The organism is Citrobacter sp. Cpo069 (assembly GCF_030332785.1).
In the GTDB taxonomy this organism is placed as follows: Bacteria; Pseudomonadota; Gammaproteobacteria; order Enterobacterales; family Enterobacteriaceae; genus Citrobacter; species Citrobacter portucalensis.
Genome location: NZ_JAOWHD010000063.1, coordinates 76,104 through 92,355, shown reverse-complemented (window position 1 = coordinate 92,355; position 16,252 = coordinate 76,104). Strand labels below are relative to the sequence as shown.

The 16,252-nt window shown below is 51.5% G+C and carries 13 protein-coding genes and 1 tRNA gene; 6 read left to right on the top strand and 8 right to left on the bottom strand.

Annotated features, from left to right (window positions below; genetic code table 11):
* Nucleotides 1-194: 194 nt before the first annotated feature.
* Both OGY08_RS23115 and OGY08_RS23110 read left to right on the top strand, forming a co-directional pair.
* Nucleotides 195-698 (top strand): hypothetical protein, encoded by a 504-nt coding sequence (locus OGY08_RS23115; RefSeq protein WP_008784020.1) that lies wholly within the window; start codon nucleotides 195-197, stop codon nucleotides 696-698.
* Nucleotides 699-781: 83 nt separating this feature from the next.
* Nucleotides 782-1,585 (top strand): MBL fold metallo-hydrolase, encoded by an 804-nt coding sequence (locus OGY08_RS23110; protein WP_286566674.1) that lies wholly within the window; start codon nucleotides 782-784, stop codon nucleotides 1,583-1,585.
* Between the two features lie 69 nt (nucleotides 1,586-1,654).
* Here OGY08_RS23110 and OGY08_RS23105 read toward each other — a convergent pair whose 3' ends face one another.
* Together OGY08_RS23105 and OGY08_RS23100 are read right to left on the bottom strand one after the other, a co-directional pair.
* Nucleotides 1,655-4,099 carry a trimethylamine-N-oxide reductase 2 gene (locus tag OGY08_RS23105; protein WP_032942601.1) on the bottom strand — a complete coding sequence of 815 codons (2,445 nt, stop codon included), beginning with the start codon at nucleotides 4,097-4,099 and terminating at the stop codon, nucleotides 1,655-1,657.
* 20 nt (nucleotides 4,100-4,119) lie between these two features.
* Nucleotides 4,120-5,214 (bottom strand): NapC/NirT family cytochrome c, encoded by a 1,095-nt coding sequence (locus tag OGY08_RS23100; protein ID WP_048235934.1) that lies wholly within the window; start codon nucleotides 5,212-5,214, stop codon nucleotides 4,120-4,122.
* Between the two features lie 527 nt (nucleotides 5,215-5,741).
* Here OGY08_RS23100 and uspF point away from each other — a divergent pair.
* Complete coding sequence (gene uspF, locus OGY08_RS23095; RefSeq protein ID WP_003831130.1) at nucleotides 5,742-6,170, top strand: universal stress protein UspF; 429 nt, start codon at nucleotides 5,742-5,744, stop codon at nucleotides 6,168-6,170.
* A gap of 55 nt (nucleotides 6,171-6,225) precedes the next feature.
* On the opposite strand, the gene torD is transcribed toward uspF, so the two are convergent.
* From torD to torC, 3 genes are read right to left on the bottom strand one after another with little or no spacing between them, the layout of a single operon-like run.
* Complete coding sequence (torD, locus tag OGY08_RS23090; RefSeq protein ID WP_286566671.1) at nucleotides 6,226-6,840, bottom strand: molecular chaperone TorD; 615 nt, start codon at nucleotides 6,838-6,840, stop codon at nucleotides 6,226-6,228.
* Nucleotides 6,837-9,377 (bottom strand): trimethylamine-N-oxide reductase TorA, encoded by a 2,541-nt coding sequence (gene torA / locus OGY08_RS23085; RefSeq protein WP_241176338.1) that lies wholly within the window; start codon nucleotides 9,375-9,377, stop codon nucleotides 6,837-6,839. Before torA ends, torD begins: the two co-directional genes overlap by 4 nt.
* Nucleotides 9,367-10,545 (bottom strand): pentaheme c-type cytochrome TorC, encoded by a 1,179-nt coding sequence (torC, locus tag OGY08_RS23080; RefSeq protein WP_003831126.1) that lies wholly within the window; start codon nucleotides 10,543-10,545, stop codon nucleotides 9,367-9,369. The genes torA and torC overlap by 11 nt, the downstream gene beginning before the upstream one ends.
* Nucleotides 10,546-10,676: 131 nt before the next feature.
* Between torC and torR the strand changes: the two genes are divergently transcribed.
* Nucleotides 10,677-11,369: a two-component system response regulator TorR gene (gene torR / locus OGY08_RS23075; RefSeq protein WP_003831125.1), complete on the top strand. Its 693-nt coding sequence runs from the start codon at nucleotides 10,677-10,679 to the stop codon at nucleotides 11,367-11,369.
* On the opposite strand, the gene torT is transcribed toward torR, so the two are convergent.
* The gene (torT, locus tag OGY08_RS23070) at nucleotides 11,342-12,373 is read right to left on the bottom strand and encodes a TMAO reductase system periplasmic protein TorT (protein ID WP_241176339.1); all 1,032 of its coding nucleotides are present in this window, start codon (nucleotides 12,371-12,373) and stop codon (nucleotides 11,342-11,344) included. The two genes, torR and torT, sit on opposite strands and share 28 nt — an antisense overlap.
* 82 nt (nucleotides 12,374-12,455) lie before the next feature.
* Between torT and torS the strand changes: the two genes are divergently transcribed.
* Nucleotides 12,456-15,221, top strand: coding sequence for a TMAO reductase system sensor histidine kinase/response regulator TorS (gene torS, locus OGY08_RS23065; RefSeq protein ID WP_286566667.1), 2,766 nt, complete (start codon nucleotides 12,456-12,458; stop codon nucleotides 15,219-15,221).
* A gap of 37 nt (nucleotides 15,222-15,258) precedes the next feature.
* On the opposite strand, the gene OGY08_RS23060 is transcribed toward torS, so the two are convergent.
* Nucleotides 15,259-15,335, bottom strand: a tRNA-Arg gene (locus OGY08_RS23060).
* Between the two features lie 39 nt (nucleotides 15,336-15,374).
* Nucleotides 15,375-15,554: a hypothetical protein gene (locus tag OGY08_RS23055; protein WP_048235938.1), complete on the bottom strand. Its 180-nt coding sequence runs from the start codon at nucleotides 15,552-15,554 to the stop codon at nucleotides 15,375-15,377.
* Nucleotides 15,555-15,588: 34 nt separating this feature from the next.
* Here OGY08_RS23055 and fimW point away from each other — a divergent pair, with 34 nt between their 5' ends.
* Complete coding sequence (gene fimW / locus OGY08_RS23050) at nucleotides 15,589-16,182, top strand: fimbria biosynthesis transcriptional regulator FimW (RefSeq protein WP_125363824.1); 594 nt, start codon at nucleotides 15,589-15,591, stop codon at nucleotides 16,180-16,182.
* The last annotated feature ends 70 nt before the right edge of the window (nucleotides 16,183-16,252 follow it).

Sequence of the window (16,252 nt, the reverse complement as noted above, 5' to 3'; positions counted from 1 at the left end):
GTTGTATAAAATAAGTAAATAAACGGCTTGTTTTGTTGCGTATTACAGCATTCATCACCCCACCCTAATTATAAATTAGGATTCCCCCTGGTATGCTTCATTAATATTTAATGGGAGACTGCCGTCGTCGTAAACATGACAGTCCAAATGTTCGCATTCCTATAAATAAATTTAATGATGATAGTGAGTAAAAAATGAATAAACGTCTGCTAACCCTCCTGGTCCTTGGCCTGACAACTGCCACAACAGCATGTGCAATTACCCCGGCAATGCAGAAAAAGTATGAACGTTCAGGTTGTACGCAGATGAGTGAACTCAATGGCTGCGATGTGAATAAATCCTATCAGTGGAACCGCGATCATGGCTTTATTGAGAACAGCAACGGCCAGCAGAATCGTCATCATCATGGTGAAAAACAGCAAAATACCACTAACACGGATAACCACGATAATGCCGGTATTGATGGCAAATTCAGCGGAAATTACGTAGCCAAATTTGCCAATGGTCAACGCAGTGTTGATATTCACGTCGAAGATTCCGGCGTTTACGTCAATGGTAATGAAGTGCGTGACGTAAATACCTATAAGGATACGATGACCTTCCGCGTCGGTTATGCCACTTACACCATTAAAACAAATGGTCACGGTAGCTGGAATGACAGCGATGCAGGAAATGCAGGCAAAATTGTGCGTGAATAACGGATAACGCTAAAGAGCGCTGCGATCACAGCGCTCTCAAAAGCGATGCATTACAGTATACCGTTTTAATACGGGAGTCAGGCATGGCTTTAACTCTCACGGTGCTGCTTGAAAACCGACGTGCTGCTGGCGCAGAAAAATCAATACTGGCCAAGCCTGGATTAAGTCTGTTAGTTCAGGATGAAACAACCACAATATTGTTTGATACCGGGCCGGATGGCAGCTTCATGCACAACGCTACGCAAATGGGCGTAGACCTGACGCAATTAACCGCCGTAGTGCTGTCGCACGGTCATTATGATCACTGCGGCGGCGTGCCGTGGCTTGCGGATAACAGCCGTATCATTTGCCATCCTCAACTGGCCTGCGAGCGTTACGCATCGATAACGGTTGCGGGAATACCACGAAAAATTAAAAAACTCTCGCGTGATAACAACTACTCTCGATTCATAATGGAATACACCCGCGAGCCGCTGGCTATCAGCGATCGTTTTTTGTGGTCCGGGGAAATCAGTGTCCCCACGCCACAGTCCTATGGCGTGATTAGCGAGAAAACACTCCAGCCAGATTACATCAGTGACGAAGGCGTATTGATCTATAAATCTGCACGCGGGTTAGTCATCATTACCGGTTGCGGGCATCGGGGAATAGAAAACATCGTACGCCATTGCCAGAAAATCACCGGGGTTAACAAAATTTATGCCCTAGTCGGTGGCTTTCATTTACGCGCCGCCTCCCCCGCTAAGCTATGGCGGACCCGACAATTTATTCAGCAACAGCAACCCGAAAAACTGCTCGGCTGTCATTGCACCGGTTCGTGGGGGCGATTGTGGCTACCGGGAACTGACGCCCCGGCAACGGGAGATGTGATAGTGCTGGCTGAGTAACAACAGTAAAACGTTGCCCAAACAGCAATAAAAAACGGGAGCCTTACGGCCCCCGTTTATCAGTCATCATTACATGGTGACAATTGCTGGCTCATCAAAGACGGTGAGTTTTGGCGCTTCACCGGTGTATTTTTCTGCGTATACCAGGCTGGTATTCCCGGCACAGCCGTTCGCCAGTCTTGAAGTCGGGATATCCGCCGTCAGCACGTTCGCGCCGCCATTTTTACAGATACCGTTTTCAATATCCGGCCATGCGCCTTCATGAATACAGATGATACCCGGTTTGATGCCGTCGCTGACGTGCGCCCCAACCAGAACCTGTCCACGAGCATTCCATACGCGGACCAGATCGCCCTCGGCAATCCCTCTGGCTTTTGCGTCATCCGGATGAATCGTCACCGGTTCACGATTGGCAATCGCGTACTCTTTACGTAGCGACGCGTAGTTCAGCTGGCTATGCAGACGATGTGCCGGGTGCGCCGTCAGTAGCTGCAGCTGATCTTTATCCGCAGTTCCTTTCCATTCATCCGGTTCAATCCAGGACGCATGCGGCGGACAGTCTTTATACTGATAGCCTTCAATCGTTTTCGAGTAGATTTCTATCTTGCCGCTCGGCGTTCCGAGTGCGTTCATCACCGGATCGCTGCGGAAATCCGCGTAGCGCACATATTTGTTATTCTTTTCATTCTCACGCATTTCGATCAGTTTATTCTGCTGCCAGAACGCGTTGAACTGAGGCATGGCAACACGCTGGGCGCGGGCGGCTTTTTGCGCGACGTCATAGAACTGCTTCAGCCACGCCATTTCGTCTTTGCCTTCGGTGTAGACAGCTTTCCCCCCCGGCTTGAGCATCTCAGCCAGATCGGCAAATACGTCAAAATCACTACGCGCTTCAAACTGCGGCTCAATGACCTGCTTCATCGGTACCAGATGCTGGTTACTGTAATCACCGGTCATGGTCAGATCGTTACGCTCAAACGAGGTGGTGATTGGCAGAACGATATCGGCGTGTTTGGCCGCAGCGGTCCAGTAGCATTCAGAGATGACAACCAGTTCAGGCTTCTGCCAGGCTTTGATTAAGCGGTTGGTATCCTGATGATGGGTAAAGTTAGCGCCGCCCGCCCACCAGATCATTTTGATATCCGGGAAGGTTTGCTCTTTACCGTTATGTTGATATTTGCCGCCTGGGTTTTCCAGCGCTTCGACAATTCGCGCTACCGGCAGGCTGGTCACCGCATCGGAAACCGCCCAGTCATTACCTGCCGATGACCCACCCTCAATTTTGGCGGAGATCGCCGGTAAAACCCCACCGATGCGCGTTGGGTTACCGCCATTGGAATAGTGATAAGAGAACCCGAAGCCGCCGCCTTCGGTACCAATTTGCCCCAGCATCGCCGCCAGAGTCACCAGCATCCAGTGTTTTTGCTCACCGTATTGCTGGCGCTGAATCCCCCAACCTGCCATGAGCATGGTTTTGTTGCTGGAGAAAATTTCCGCCAGCTTTTCCAGTTGCTCAGCAGGCACGCCACACACGCCAGATGCCCATTCGGCGGTTTTCTCTACTTTATCGCTCTTGCCGAGCAGGTACTCTTCAAACTGCGGATATCCGGTAGTGTATTTTTCCAGGAAGGCTTTGTCGTGAAGGTTTTTCTTCACCAGCGTATGGGCGATCCCTAACATCATTGCCACGTCGGTCCCCATATGTGGCGCAATCCAGGTCGCATTATCACCAAAGAACTCGATGGTTTCAGAACGCATCGGATCGATGGCGATGACGCTTTTCCCTGATTTCTTCAGCAGATTAAAGTATTCGATCCCTTGTTCATCCGTGCTGCTCCAGGCAATCTTAAGGGTGTTGAGCGGGTTCATCCCCCACAGCACCACGACCTGACTGTGCTCAAGCACCATCGGCCAGGTGGTTTGCTGCTCATAAACCTCAACCGATCCCACAACGTATGGCATGATCACCTGCGCGGCACCGGTTGAATAATCTCCGGTATGCCCAGCGTAGCCACCGGCCATGCTCATATAGCGTTGCAGTAAGGTTTGCGCCTTATGCAGAACGCCGCTGGATCGCCAGCCATAAGAACCGGCAAATATCGAAGCGGGACCATAGCTGCTGCGGATCCGGCTGTGCTGTTCATGAATGAGCTTCAGCGCCTGTTCCCAGCTGACCCGCACGAAGGGATCGTTACCGCGTTTGCCATCCGCTTTACCCGGGTTTTCCAGATAGCTTTTGCGCACCATCGGATACTTCACGCGGATATTGGTATGAACCTGATCTGGCGCGGTTTGCTGTAATGAGTTCGGCACCGTTTTCGGCAACGCACCTTTTGAGGAAACCACTTTTCCATCTTTTACTTCCACGTATACCGCACCCCAACGTGCTGCCGTCAGGATTGCTCCGCCATTCTGGCCTTCGGCCCAGGCTGGCATTGGGATCACCGAAGAAATCGCCATTGTCCCGGTTGCCGCGCCAGCCGTCTTAATAAAGTCACGTCTTGTGAGTTTCATGATTTCTCCTGATTGATCGCTTATTTATTCATGTCTTTAGCGTTGTACTGGAAGTAACGGCTCAGGATATCCAGTTCGGTTTCACTGATATTGGTGCGGGCCCCCATCCCTTTGGCTACTGAAGGCCAGGCGTTAAGCGTGAAGTGATTCGCCGGAATTGGCGCATGACAGCCCGCGCAGTAAACATTGTCGAGTTTGCGCGCGTAATCCCACATAGGTTCACGGCTGGCGAGTGCGGAACCGCTCCATTCGCCCTGCAGCACGACATCTCGCCACGCATTGCCGTAGTCATCTTTTTTCCAGTCGGAGAGGATCTTCAGCGACTGTTGACCTTTTTCACTCAGGCTGGCAAGAATCAAACGCTGCCCTGCTGCGTAGTAAATAACCTGTTCACTTCCTTGCATCTGGCTACCGCGAATCTCGACCAGTCGCGCATTGTCCGTTGTTTTCAGGACCTGCATTTTGGTTGCCGGGTAAACAGTTCCCAGATCGCCAAGCGCGGTGTTGCTTACAGCATAAAGTTCAGTTGCTGAAGCTGGGGTGGAGGCTGACTGCGCTTCAAGTCCTTTAAGCGCACTGTCATCCATTTTTATTTCAGGTGGGAAATGGGCGACGCCTTTATGGCAATCAATACAGGTTTGCTTTTCCGCGATGCCCATTTTGTGCATCTTCTGAGCATCCGCGCTTTGTGCGGCAAGATCCATGGCGTCCATACTGTGGCAGCTACGGCAGGTCGCAGAATCATTAGCCTTGAGCTGTGCCCAAACGGTTTGCGCCATCTCCAGACGGTGTTCTTCAAATTTTTCCGGGGTATCGATTTTTTTGGTTATGAACTGATGATAAACATCTTTTGAGGCCCGCAGCTTAGCCACCAGAAAATCCAGACCGCCCTCCGGGATATGACAGTCCGCGCACTCTGCGCGAATGCCTTTCTGATTCTGGAAGTGAACCGAGCCTGTATATTCTTCGTAGGGCGCCTGCATCGTATGGCAAGACAAACAGAATTCTGTACTCGAGGTTTTATGTAATGTCCATTGCCCTGCCAAAACAATAACTGCACCAAGAACAATGCACAGCAGCATCGTCCATAGGATAGTTTTATTTATTTTTCTCATCTTTTAATTCCATCAGACGAATACCCTTTTAGAGGTAGACAATAAATATCCTAAAGCAGCTATTTATTGATATTCATCAAGCGCGGAGAGAAATGAGAATCAGCAAATGGGTAAGTTTGAAGAGGCTCGCATAATTAGTGAGAACGAAATGTAATTATTGTTTTTTCTTTAAAAACAGATTTTTAAACCACTTTCCAAGTTTATACATCTGTAAAGTAAGATGATGTCAGAATAAAAAATTACGGAGTTCATAACGCTGTTGAAATTACCCCCTTAACGGCCATCGTTATATAATTAAATATACAATGAAAAATATAAAAAAGCACCCTTTTCTATTTCGAGATGGCAAGCATTAACGAGGGGACATCTCTTTTGGTTTTGCTCAGAAATATATTCAAGATAGGCTTACAGTACATACTGCTTAATGACGCGCACTGATGCACACATCCTTGATCTGGTCACTTATTATACAGAAACAACTTTCGCTACACTCAGGGTAGAGGTAAAACAAACAGGAGGTAGTGAATATGTATCGCTCAATTCTGGTGCCCATTGATATCTCTGAAGCCGATCTCACTCGTCATGTTGTGCCGCAGGTCCAGGCGCATGCTAAAACCGCGAAGGTCCACTTTTTAGCCGTTATTCCTACCGTTCCGTTCTATGCCTCGCTGGGACTGGCCTACTCTACCGAATTTCCGGACAGAAGTGGTCTGCAGGCCAAGGCCAGCGAAAAACTCGAAGAAATTATTAAGCAGTTCAATATTCCTGCCGGCAGGACTCAAACCCACGTCGTTTACGGCCCGCCGAAGGATCAGATCCTCAAGCTGGCGGAGGCGGTTGACGCCGAGCTTATCGTCATCGCCTCACACAAGCCGGGGTTTAGCACTTATTTACTGGGTTCAACGGCGGCAGCCGTAGTCCGCCACGCGAAATGCCCGGTGCTGGTTGTGCGGTGATAGGGTTAAAACGGGAGCGAATGTGCTCCCGTTTTTCTGTGGCTCAGGCCATCACTCAGTTCTGATGATCCAGCCTGACAAATGACAGCAGCAGCTGGCTCAGCGCAGCGTAGAAACCAAAGTCATCATATCGGCGGCATTTAGCGGTGAACTCCGGTAACCAGCGTAACAGCCCCGCCAGCGTTTCTCTGCGCAACGCATCAATACGCTGACGGCTAACCCCTGGCTCACCAAGAGAAAAATGCAGATGGCTCAGCAGTTCGATAAAAATCGCCAGATGATCGGCTGATTCGCTAAACGTATCGCTTACCTGCATGCCCGCATCAGATAACAGTTGTTTAATGACCCCGTAGTTTGGCCCTTCTTCAAGATGAGCCGACGCATAGGGTAACGCGGCGTGTTTATCCGACATCAGGAACAGGCTGCAAAAATCAGCCGCCAGTTCCAGGGTAGAGTCTTCACGTACCTTGAGCGCGGCAATTTTCGCTTCCAGCAAAAGAACATCCGCCTCAAGCGACGGTTCACCTTTGAGTACGGTGAACCACTCCGTCATTTCGCTGGACTGCAATTGCGCTAATCCCTCACCGTCACGCTCCCGGGAAAACATTTGCGCCAACCATGCATAAACACAGGCCATCTGTTCTGTCGTCAGGGAGGTGTGTTTCATCATGACGTCACCTTCTGTGCCGGGACATATTCGCACTGCGCCACCATTTTTATCGGGCCGCTGAACGCCGTCACGTTATCCACCTTACCGGTATATTTCTCAATTTCCACCAGCGTAGTATGCGCACTGGTCGCCTGCGCCAGCTGAGACGTACCGATATCTAGGGTTAACACGTTCGGATTGCCGTATTTACACAGCGCTCCGATTTCTCCACCGTTATCAGGATCGTACCAGGCACCTTCATGGATGCGCGCCACGCCCGGCGAGTAGAGATCGGAGACAACCGCGCCGGCCAGCACTTGTCCACGCGCGTTAAATACACGAACTATATCGCCGTTGCGGATCCCCCTGGCGCTGGCATCCTGCGGGTTAATAAACACCGGCTCTTTGCCACCTACCGCGTAATGCTTGCGCAGCGCTTCGGACTCGCAGAGCTGTGAATGCAGACGGAAATCCGGGTGGACGGATTGCAGATGTAGCGGCCAACGTTGCGATCCAGGCCCACCGTGTGAACGTTCGATTTTCTCAAACCACATTGGATGCCCCTGACAATCGTCATATTGCATGTCGGCAATAGTTTTCGAATATATCTCGATCAAACCGCTCGGCGTCCCCAGAGGTTCAAGGTCGGGATCTTCGCGGAAGGCCTGATGACGGACAAACATCTGCGGATGTTCGAATTCAACGTACTCTTGCTGATTCCAGAAAACGTCGAAAGACGGAAGATGAACACCGCGTCCCTTCCCTTGCTGGCTTCCTTCCTGCCAGATGCGCTTCAACCAGCCCATCTCATCCAACCCTTCTGTGAACGCTTCTTCACGGTTAAAGCGGCGGCAAAGATCGCGGAAAATATCGAAATCATTACGCGCTTCAAACTGCGGCTGCACCAGCTGCTTCATAGCGATAATGCCGCGGTTGGAGTGGTTGCCATATTGGTCGAGATCGTTACGTTCAAACTGGGTTGTCGCCGGCAATACGATATCGGCGAATCGACAGGTCGAAGTCCACTGATTGTCGATGGCGATAACGGTTTCCAGCTTCCGCCAGCCCTCAATAATACGGTTGATCTGCTGGTGACGATGGAAAGGGTTGGTCCCGGCAAAAACGCACATCTTCAACGGTGGCAGCTTGACGGTTTTACCGTTCCAGTTAATGCTCTTGCCCGGCTCCAGAATCGCATCGATAAAACGCGCGATCGGGATAGTACTGCTGTAGCCCTTATAATCGGTGCTGTCATGTACCGGTGGAACGGTGGTAGAACCAGAAAATCCGCTCAGGATAACGCCTTTACGCCCTGGGGTGCCCGCGCCGTTGTAGTGCCAGCCAAAGCCAAATCCCCCCCCGGGTAAGCCAATTTGCCCGAGCATTGAGGCCAGCACCACGATCATCCACGCCCACTGTTCCCCGTGCTGCATACGCTGCACGCACCAGCCAGCAATAATTTGCGTTCTGCCGCCCGCCATCTGCCGCGCAAGTTCACGGATTGTCTCAGCATCAATCCCGCAGATTTTTTCCGCCCACTGGGCATCTTTAGGCTGTCCGTCACTTTCTCCCAGCAGATAAGGCAGAAATTGCTCAAACCCAACGCAGTAGTTCTCGAGGAAATGCTTATCGTAGAGCTTCTCGGTATACAGCGTGTGTGCCAGCGCCAGCTGTAGCGGCACATCAGCCTGCGGATTCACGGCGATGTGCTTAACCTTGTCGCGGCCCAGGTAGTCGTGAGTCGAGGTAATGACCGGGTCAACGCTGATGACCGAAATCTCGCCCCGCGCCACTTTATCCTTCAGTTGCTCGTAGTATTCGTAGACATCATGATCTGGACACCACCAGTTCGCCTGCTGGTTTTTGATGAGGTCAGAACCCCACAGCACAATGGTTTTGCTGTTTTCGAGTACCAGTGGCCAGGAAGTCTGCTGCTCATATACCTCCATTGACCCGACTACACGCGGCAGGATCACCTGAGCGGCACCGGTGGAATAGTCGCCCCCCGTACTCACGCTGTTGCCATGCAGCGCAATGGCACGCGCCAGCATCCCGGAAGCATTATGGAACATCCCGGTCGATTGCCAGCCGCTGGCCGTTAGCAGCGCGCTCGGACCATAAGTCTTCTGAATGCGCTCCAGCTCCTGATAGAAGAAATCCAGCGCTTCATCCCACGAAACGCGCACAAAGCGGTTATCTCCACGTTGCGAGGTATCGCTCTGATGGCGTTTACGCAACCAGTCCACGCGGACCATCGGGTAGCGAATACGCGCTCCACCGTGTACGTGATCCGGGAGTCCGGCGATCATTTTTGACGGGTATTTATCGCGCTCGAACGGCCTGGCTTCAATGAAACGACCGTCAACCACGGTGGCACGAATCGCCCCCCAGTGAGAACCGGTCAGAATCCCCTCTTTGACGCCTGCCCCCTGCACCTCTGCGGCATTAGCGCTACGCGGCGTGAGCAGCGAAGGCCCTAACATACCAGCTACGGTCAAGCCGCCCAGTTGCAGCAAAAAACGTCGGCGCGATGCCTGAAAGAGATCGTTATTTTTCATTGCTTTCTCCCTTATCGCCATGCGGCTTATCCGTAGTGTCAGAGGCATTCATCTGCAAATATTTCAGCAAGGTACGTTCTTCGCGTTTATCCAGACTGGTAAATCCAATCATGCCGTTCAACGTGCCAATCCAACCGTTAGCATCAAAGTGTTCTTTCTCTGGTGCACCGTGGCATTGGTTACAGGTTCCGTTATAGAGCGAGTCGGCATAAGCCCAGATAGGTTTGATATCGTTAACCATATCGCCCTTCTGCATCCAGGCAGTGGCCTGCAATTTACTCCATGGCGTATTCGTTTCCGCAACGGTGGTTTGCTCCAGCGTCTTCACGTGCTGCTGGATGTCGCCACGAATGGAAGCCACAAAAATGCGCTTGCCCGGCAGTTGCGCCAACACGCGCTGACGCCCATTACTCTCGGTCCAGCCCACAATTTCAATTTGCAGCCAGTCACCGTCACGCTTTAACACTTTCACTTCAGAAGCGGGCAGCAGTGAACCTGCAGGTTCTTTATCACCTTTGGCGGCATAAATAGGTTTGATGTCCAGAGAGTAGAGCGTCTCGCCATCGTCGTTCGCCCTGGCGCGTAACTCATCAAACTGCTTGCGGAAACCGCTGCTCATATCGGGAAGCTGGTGTGCAATACCTTTATGGCAGTCGATACAGGATTGGTTGTCCTTGGCCGCAATCTTCATCTGGCGCGCAGCTTCAGGATGTTGTTTCGCGTGGTCCATCGCATCATAGTCATGACAAGAACGACAGGTCGCGGAGTTGTTCTCCTTCATTCGCGCCCATTCGCGCTCCGCCAGCTCAGCGCGTTTGGCTTCGAATTTCTCTGGAGTATCAATAGAGTGGGCAACAAAGGTTTGGTAAATATCGTTGCTGGCCTCCAGCTTACGTTTCACCATGCCTGGAATATCGGATGGAATGTGGCAGTCATGACATTCTGCGCGCACCCCGGAGGCATTCTGAAAATGCGCAGACTGTTTATATTCTTCGTAAACCGGCTGCATACTGTGGCAGCTCACGCAAAACTCGGTAGAACTGGTTAATTTAATACCAACGTGCGGTAAGACGATCAGCGCAATACCGACCACAATCCCGATAACGACCAGCGCCAACACTGACCAACGTGCGCTCGGTCTGAGCAGCGCCCTCCATAGTTTCCGCATAATAGCCCCTGTAATCTTATGGTTTAGTTACAGAGGATCTTATTTCTCAAATGTGAACAGCAACACTGGTCAGGATGAATGGCTTACGGCACAATGTGAACAGATATGAACAGAAAGAGAACACCATCAGGATGCCGCATCACATTGTCATTGTTGAAGATGAACCCGTTACCCAGGCGAGGTTACAGGCATATTTTGAACAGGAAGGTTATCATGTCTCTGTCACCGCCAGCGGAGCTGGTCTGCGTGAAATCATGTCACAATATCCTGTCGATCTCATTCTGTTGGATATCAACCTCCCGGACGAAAATGGCTTAATGCTGACCCGCGCCCTGCGCGAACGCTCAACGGTGGGGATCATTCTGGTGACAGGTCGTAGCGATCAAATTGACCGGATCGTTGGCCTGGAAATGGGCGCTGATGATTATGTCACCAAGCCGCTGGAGCTACGTGAACTGGTGGTTCGGGTTAAAAATTTGCTCTGGCGTATCGATCTTGCCCGCCAGGCACAGCCGGAGACCAAAGATAACTGCTATCAGTTTGCCGGATACTGCCTGAATGTCTCCCGGCATACCCTGGAGCTGGGCGATGAGACGATCAAACTCACCCGCGCCGAGTATGAAATGCTGGTCGCCTTTGTCACCAATCCGGGGGAAATTCTCAGCCGCGAACGTTTACTGCGTATGCTTTCGGCACGACGGGTAGACAATCCAGACTTACGCACCGTAGATGTACTGATCCGCCGTTTGCGCCACAAGCTACGGGCTGATTTACTGGTGACACAGCACGGCGAAGGTTATTTTTTAGCGGCCGACGTGTACTGATACAGATAAACCGGACGGAACCCGCCAGGAGACAGCGAGCGTTGAACATGCTGGCTGTCGGCATTTTTCGGGGTGAGCACCAGGATCGGCGGACTGATATTTTCCGGTACCGGTTGCCCTTGTAGCACCCTGATCGCCTGTTGAATCGCCAGTTCACCTTGCCAGACCATCTGATCGCTGGCAGCCATAATGATTCTTTCGCGTTTAAGTCCGCGATACACCTGATGCGACAGGTAAAAAGAGACCACGGTTAGCGGCGTCCCCGGATTCCGCTTCTCTCCCATCGCCGCTTCCGCAGCAATTGCCGTACCGGCAACCACATCGACATCCGGGTGACGCTCAAGCATCTCCTGCAACAGGTTGCGCTGAACTTCAATATCATTATCCCCCAACGCCACATCCACGATGTTCACCTGACTACCGGCAATCGCCTGACGGAATCCTGCCACCATTTCGCGGCTGCCTCCGGCGCCATCAGGTCCTGGCAATAGCAGAACCTTTAACGGTTTGCCGCCGCTCCACTTGACCAGATAGCGGCCCGGCTGGTACCCCATCTGGAACCACGGAACACCGACCCGTGCTTTCACCGTCGGATCGTCTATCGCATTCACTACCTCAATGACCGGCAACGCGCCTACCTGCGCGGAAAGATCCGGGAAAGTCGTCGTGCTGCTACCCAGCAATATGGCATCTGCTCCCCATTGCTGGCACTGGGCGATTTGTGTTTTTTGCGTGGAGAACTGACGATACCCTCCCGCCTCTAACACCTTCAGACTTACTCCGTATTTTCTCGCCGCCTCAAGCATGCCGTAATTCACTGAAAGCCAATAGGAGTCTTTCAGGCTGGGATACAGCGCGCATAGTTTCCAGACTTTGTTTGCAGTAACGTCCGATTGCAGTTCCGGGACTGCCTGCTGCGTATCCTGCCAGCGCAGCAATGCGGCCCCAGCCGCATGACTCAAACCGGGAAAAAGCGTGATTAACAGGAAAACCAATACGCGCATGATAGCCTCAACATTGATAAGGCTTTATCCTAGTTGCTTTCCACTTTTGGACTCAACCTTTTTAATCTGTGGCGACCAGACAGTGAATTTATCTCTGACCAAACGACTGTGGATAGGCTTTGCGCTGATGGCGGCACTGACTCTCATCAGTACGCTGACAGGCTGGTATAACCTGCGTTTTGTCAGCCAGGTTGAGCAGGCCAATACCCAGGCGCTAATTCCAACCATGGATATGGCACGCCAGCTCAGCGAAGCCAGCGCCTGGGAACTGTTTTCCGCACAAAATCTGACCACCGCAGACAATGGAAATATGTGGCTGGCTCAGGGGAGAATGTTAACCGCCCAGAGTCTGAAAATAACCACATTACTCAAAACCCTTCGTGAGCAGGGCTTTGATACTTCTGCCATTGAACAGCAGGAGAAAGAAATCGCCCGGTCGTTAAGCCATCAGGGGGAGATGGTTGGCGAACGCCTGAAATTACGCGCTCAACAGCAACAACTCAGCCAGCAAATTATTGAGGCCACCGCTGACGTTGCCGAAATGGCACGCGGTCAGGCCAGTAATGCCGCCACGTCGGCGGGAGCGACACAGGCCAGCATTTATGATTTGATTGAGAGCCATCAGGGGCAGGCCGCTGAACACGCGCTGGACAGGCTCATCGATATCGATCTGGAATATTATAACCAGATGAATGAACTGCGCCTGAGTGCGCTACGCGTGCAGCAAATGGTGATGAATCTGGGGAATAACCAGGCGCAGAATAACCTGGCTGCGCTGGAAAACCAGTTGAATGCCGCCGTCAGAGTACTTCAGCGCCGACAAATACGTATTGAAGATCCCGTGGTGCGCACTCAGGTGGCCAACACCGTCAATACGATTAGCCGTTATGTTGAGCTGCTGTCCCTGTATCGCCAGGATAATGACATCACGACCCAATTGCAGATCTTATCGCAGAATAATATCGAGCAATTTACCCGTTTCAGTAGCGAAGTCAGCCAGTTGGTGGAAATCATCGGCCAGCGTAATCAAAGCGGACTGGCACATCTCAAACAGGCCAGCCAGCGCGGGCAACACTTGCTGCTGCTGTTAGGTGGCGTGTCATTATGTTTGCTGATTCTTATACTTTGGCGTGTGGTTTATCGCTCAGTCACTCGACCACTGGCACAGCAAACCCAGGCGTTACAGCGTCTGCTGGAGGGGGATATTGACTCCCCATTCCCGGAAACCGCAGGCGTTCGTGAACTGGATACCATCGGGCGGTTGATGGATGCCTTTCGCGGCAGCGTTCACGCCCTCAATAGCCATCGCGAACATCTGGCTGCACAGGTTAAAGCTCGCACCACAGAGCTGCGTTCTATGGTATCTGAACACCGACAGGCCCGTGCAGAAGCTGAAAAAGCTAACCAGGCAAAATCGGCGTTTCTTGCCGCCATGAGCCATGAAATACGCACCCCGCTGTATGGTATCCTCGGCACTGCGCAGTTACTCTCAGACAATCCCTCCCTGGCACAGCATCGGGAAAATCTACGCGCAATCACCGACTCGGGCGAGTCTTTGCTGACCATCCTCAACGATATTCTGGACTATTCCGCCATCGAAGCCGGTGGAAAAAATGTGGCAATAGGCGATGAGCCTTTTGAACCCAAACCCTTGCTGGAAAGTACGCTTCAACTCATGAACAGCCGCGTTGCTGGTCGCCCGGTCGTGCTGGTTGCGGATTTTGCCGATGACGTTCCCGCTTCCCTGCGTGGTGATCCGCGCCGCATCCGGCAAATCATTACTAATTTATTAAACAACGCACTACGCTTTACCGATCGGGGACACATCATCCTGCGTAGCCGATGTGAGGGCAAAAACTGGTACATCGAGGTTGAAGATACGGGATGTGGAATTGACCCTGCCCGCCAGCACGATATTTTTCAGCCGTTTGTTCAGGTAAGCAGTAAACGAGGTGGAACCGGACTCGGACTAACCATCAGCGCCAGTCTTGCCCAGGCAATGCAGGGAGAGCTGAGCGTCACCAGCACACCCGGCGTCGGGAGTTGTTTCCAGCTGCGTCTGCCATTGCGGGCAACCACGATGCCCATCATGAAACCCGCACAACGCTCCATATCTTTACAGGGCTTACGCTTATTGCTTATCGAGGATAATCCTCTTACACAACGTATCAGTACTGAAATGCTCATCCTCAATGGCGCACAGGTTACTGCTGCCAGCAGTGCCGCTGAGGCGCTAAAAATATTGCAGGAAGATACACGCTACGATGCAGCTCTGGTTGATTTCGATCTTCCTGATATCGACGGGATCACGCTGGCACAGCAGTTAGCCCACGACTATCCGGCACTTAGCTTGATCGGCTTTAGCGCGCACGTCATCGACGAAACGCTAAGCCAAAGAACCAGCACCCTGTTCCTTGGCATTATTCAAAAACCAGTCCCCCGGGATGAACTCAGTCGACTTATTACGCATTATCTGCACGGTAGTGCGACTCTCCCGCTTGCATCAGAAAATGACAACAAACGGTTAGATTTTCAGCAATTGGCTGGAGATATCCAGGTTATGGGGTGGCAAAAGGTGCACGAATGGTTAGCGCTCTTTAAGCAACACACTCTTCCTGTATTAGATGAGATTGACGCTGCCCGCGCAGCACATGACGACGAGCGGATAAAACGTCTGACGCATCAGCTAAAAAGCAGCTGCGCCAGCATGGGAATGCGCTCAGCCAGCACGATGTGTGCAGCACTTGAACAGCAGCCGTTGGGTGATTTTTCACTCAGAGAGGAGATCCAACAAAGTCTTTATGAGGTAGAACGTTGGCTGGAAGCAGAAAAACCGTCCCGCGCGTAACGGTACGTTGAAGCTGAGCATAGGGACTGACTTTGAATGGTACGCCCTGTAGGATTCGAACCTACGACCTACGGCTTAGAAGGCCGTTGCTCTATCCAACTGAGCTAAGGGCGCATTGCGAAGTGATTACTTCATGCAGATGAAACGCGTGAATTATACGGTCAGCGCCTGCTGAGTCAATGCCTTTTGTTTCAGTTGCTGGCGAAGTGAACGAATGTTGATTTTTTCTGCTGGTTCAAGGGTATCCAGGAAATCGCCTGGTAACAACTCAGCCCACGAAACGCCAGATTTAGGGATACATGTATTTAGAATATTTATGATTTTGCTTAACATTCCCTTACCCCTCCAGCGGTTCAGGAACTCTTTAATGTTAAGTATCGCCATCAAGGAAGAAAACAGTCACTTTGAACATGGACTAAAAATTATCATCTCCCATTTGGCAAATCAGTGGCATCAGGAGATTTGCTTTTTGCCTGTCGAGGATATCGATCGCGCTGACATCGCGTTTATTTCCCTGGATGAAGATTGGCTCAGCGCCGATTGCTATCAGATTCCGATCCATACCCGCCGCCAACACCGGGTTGTCATCTGCAACAGAAACGATAAAGATAAGCTGATGTTCCGGCCCTGCCTGTACATGTTGCCACTGATCTATCGGGAAGATGACGTTGAGGAAATGACTAAAAAATTAGTCCTCATCCTGCAAAAACGTGCGCTGCGCAACAACGTGCCCGCAACTATCTGCCATTACTGCACCACTCGCAACTTTTCTATCGAAGAACGTCAGTTCTTAATGTTTCTCGCCAGCGGCTATACCTTAGCCGAAACGGCTCACTTGCTCTCGGTAAGCGAAATTCAGGCTAAAGCCACCCGTCGCAGCATTATGAAAAAGCTGCATGTGAAAAACGATCAGCAATTCTTAAGATACATCCGGGCGCATCTGAACTTTCTACAAAATTAGGTGGCATCTCTCTGCCTGATTTTTTATTGAGAAAAATCTCATCACCAATTAAGTATCGGCACCTACTGTA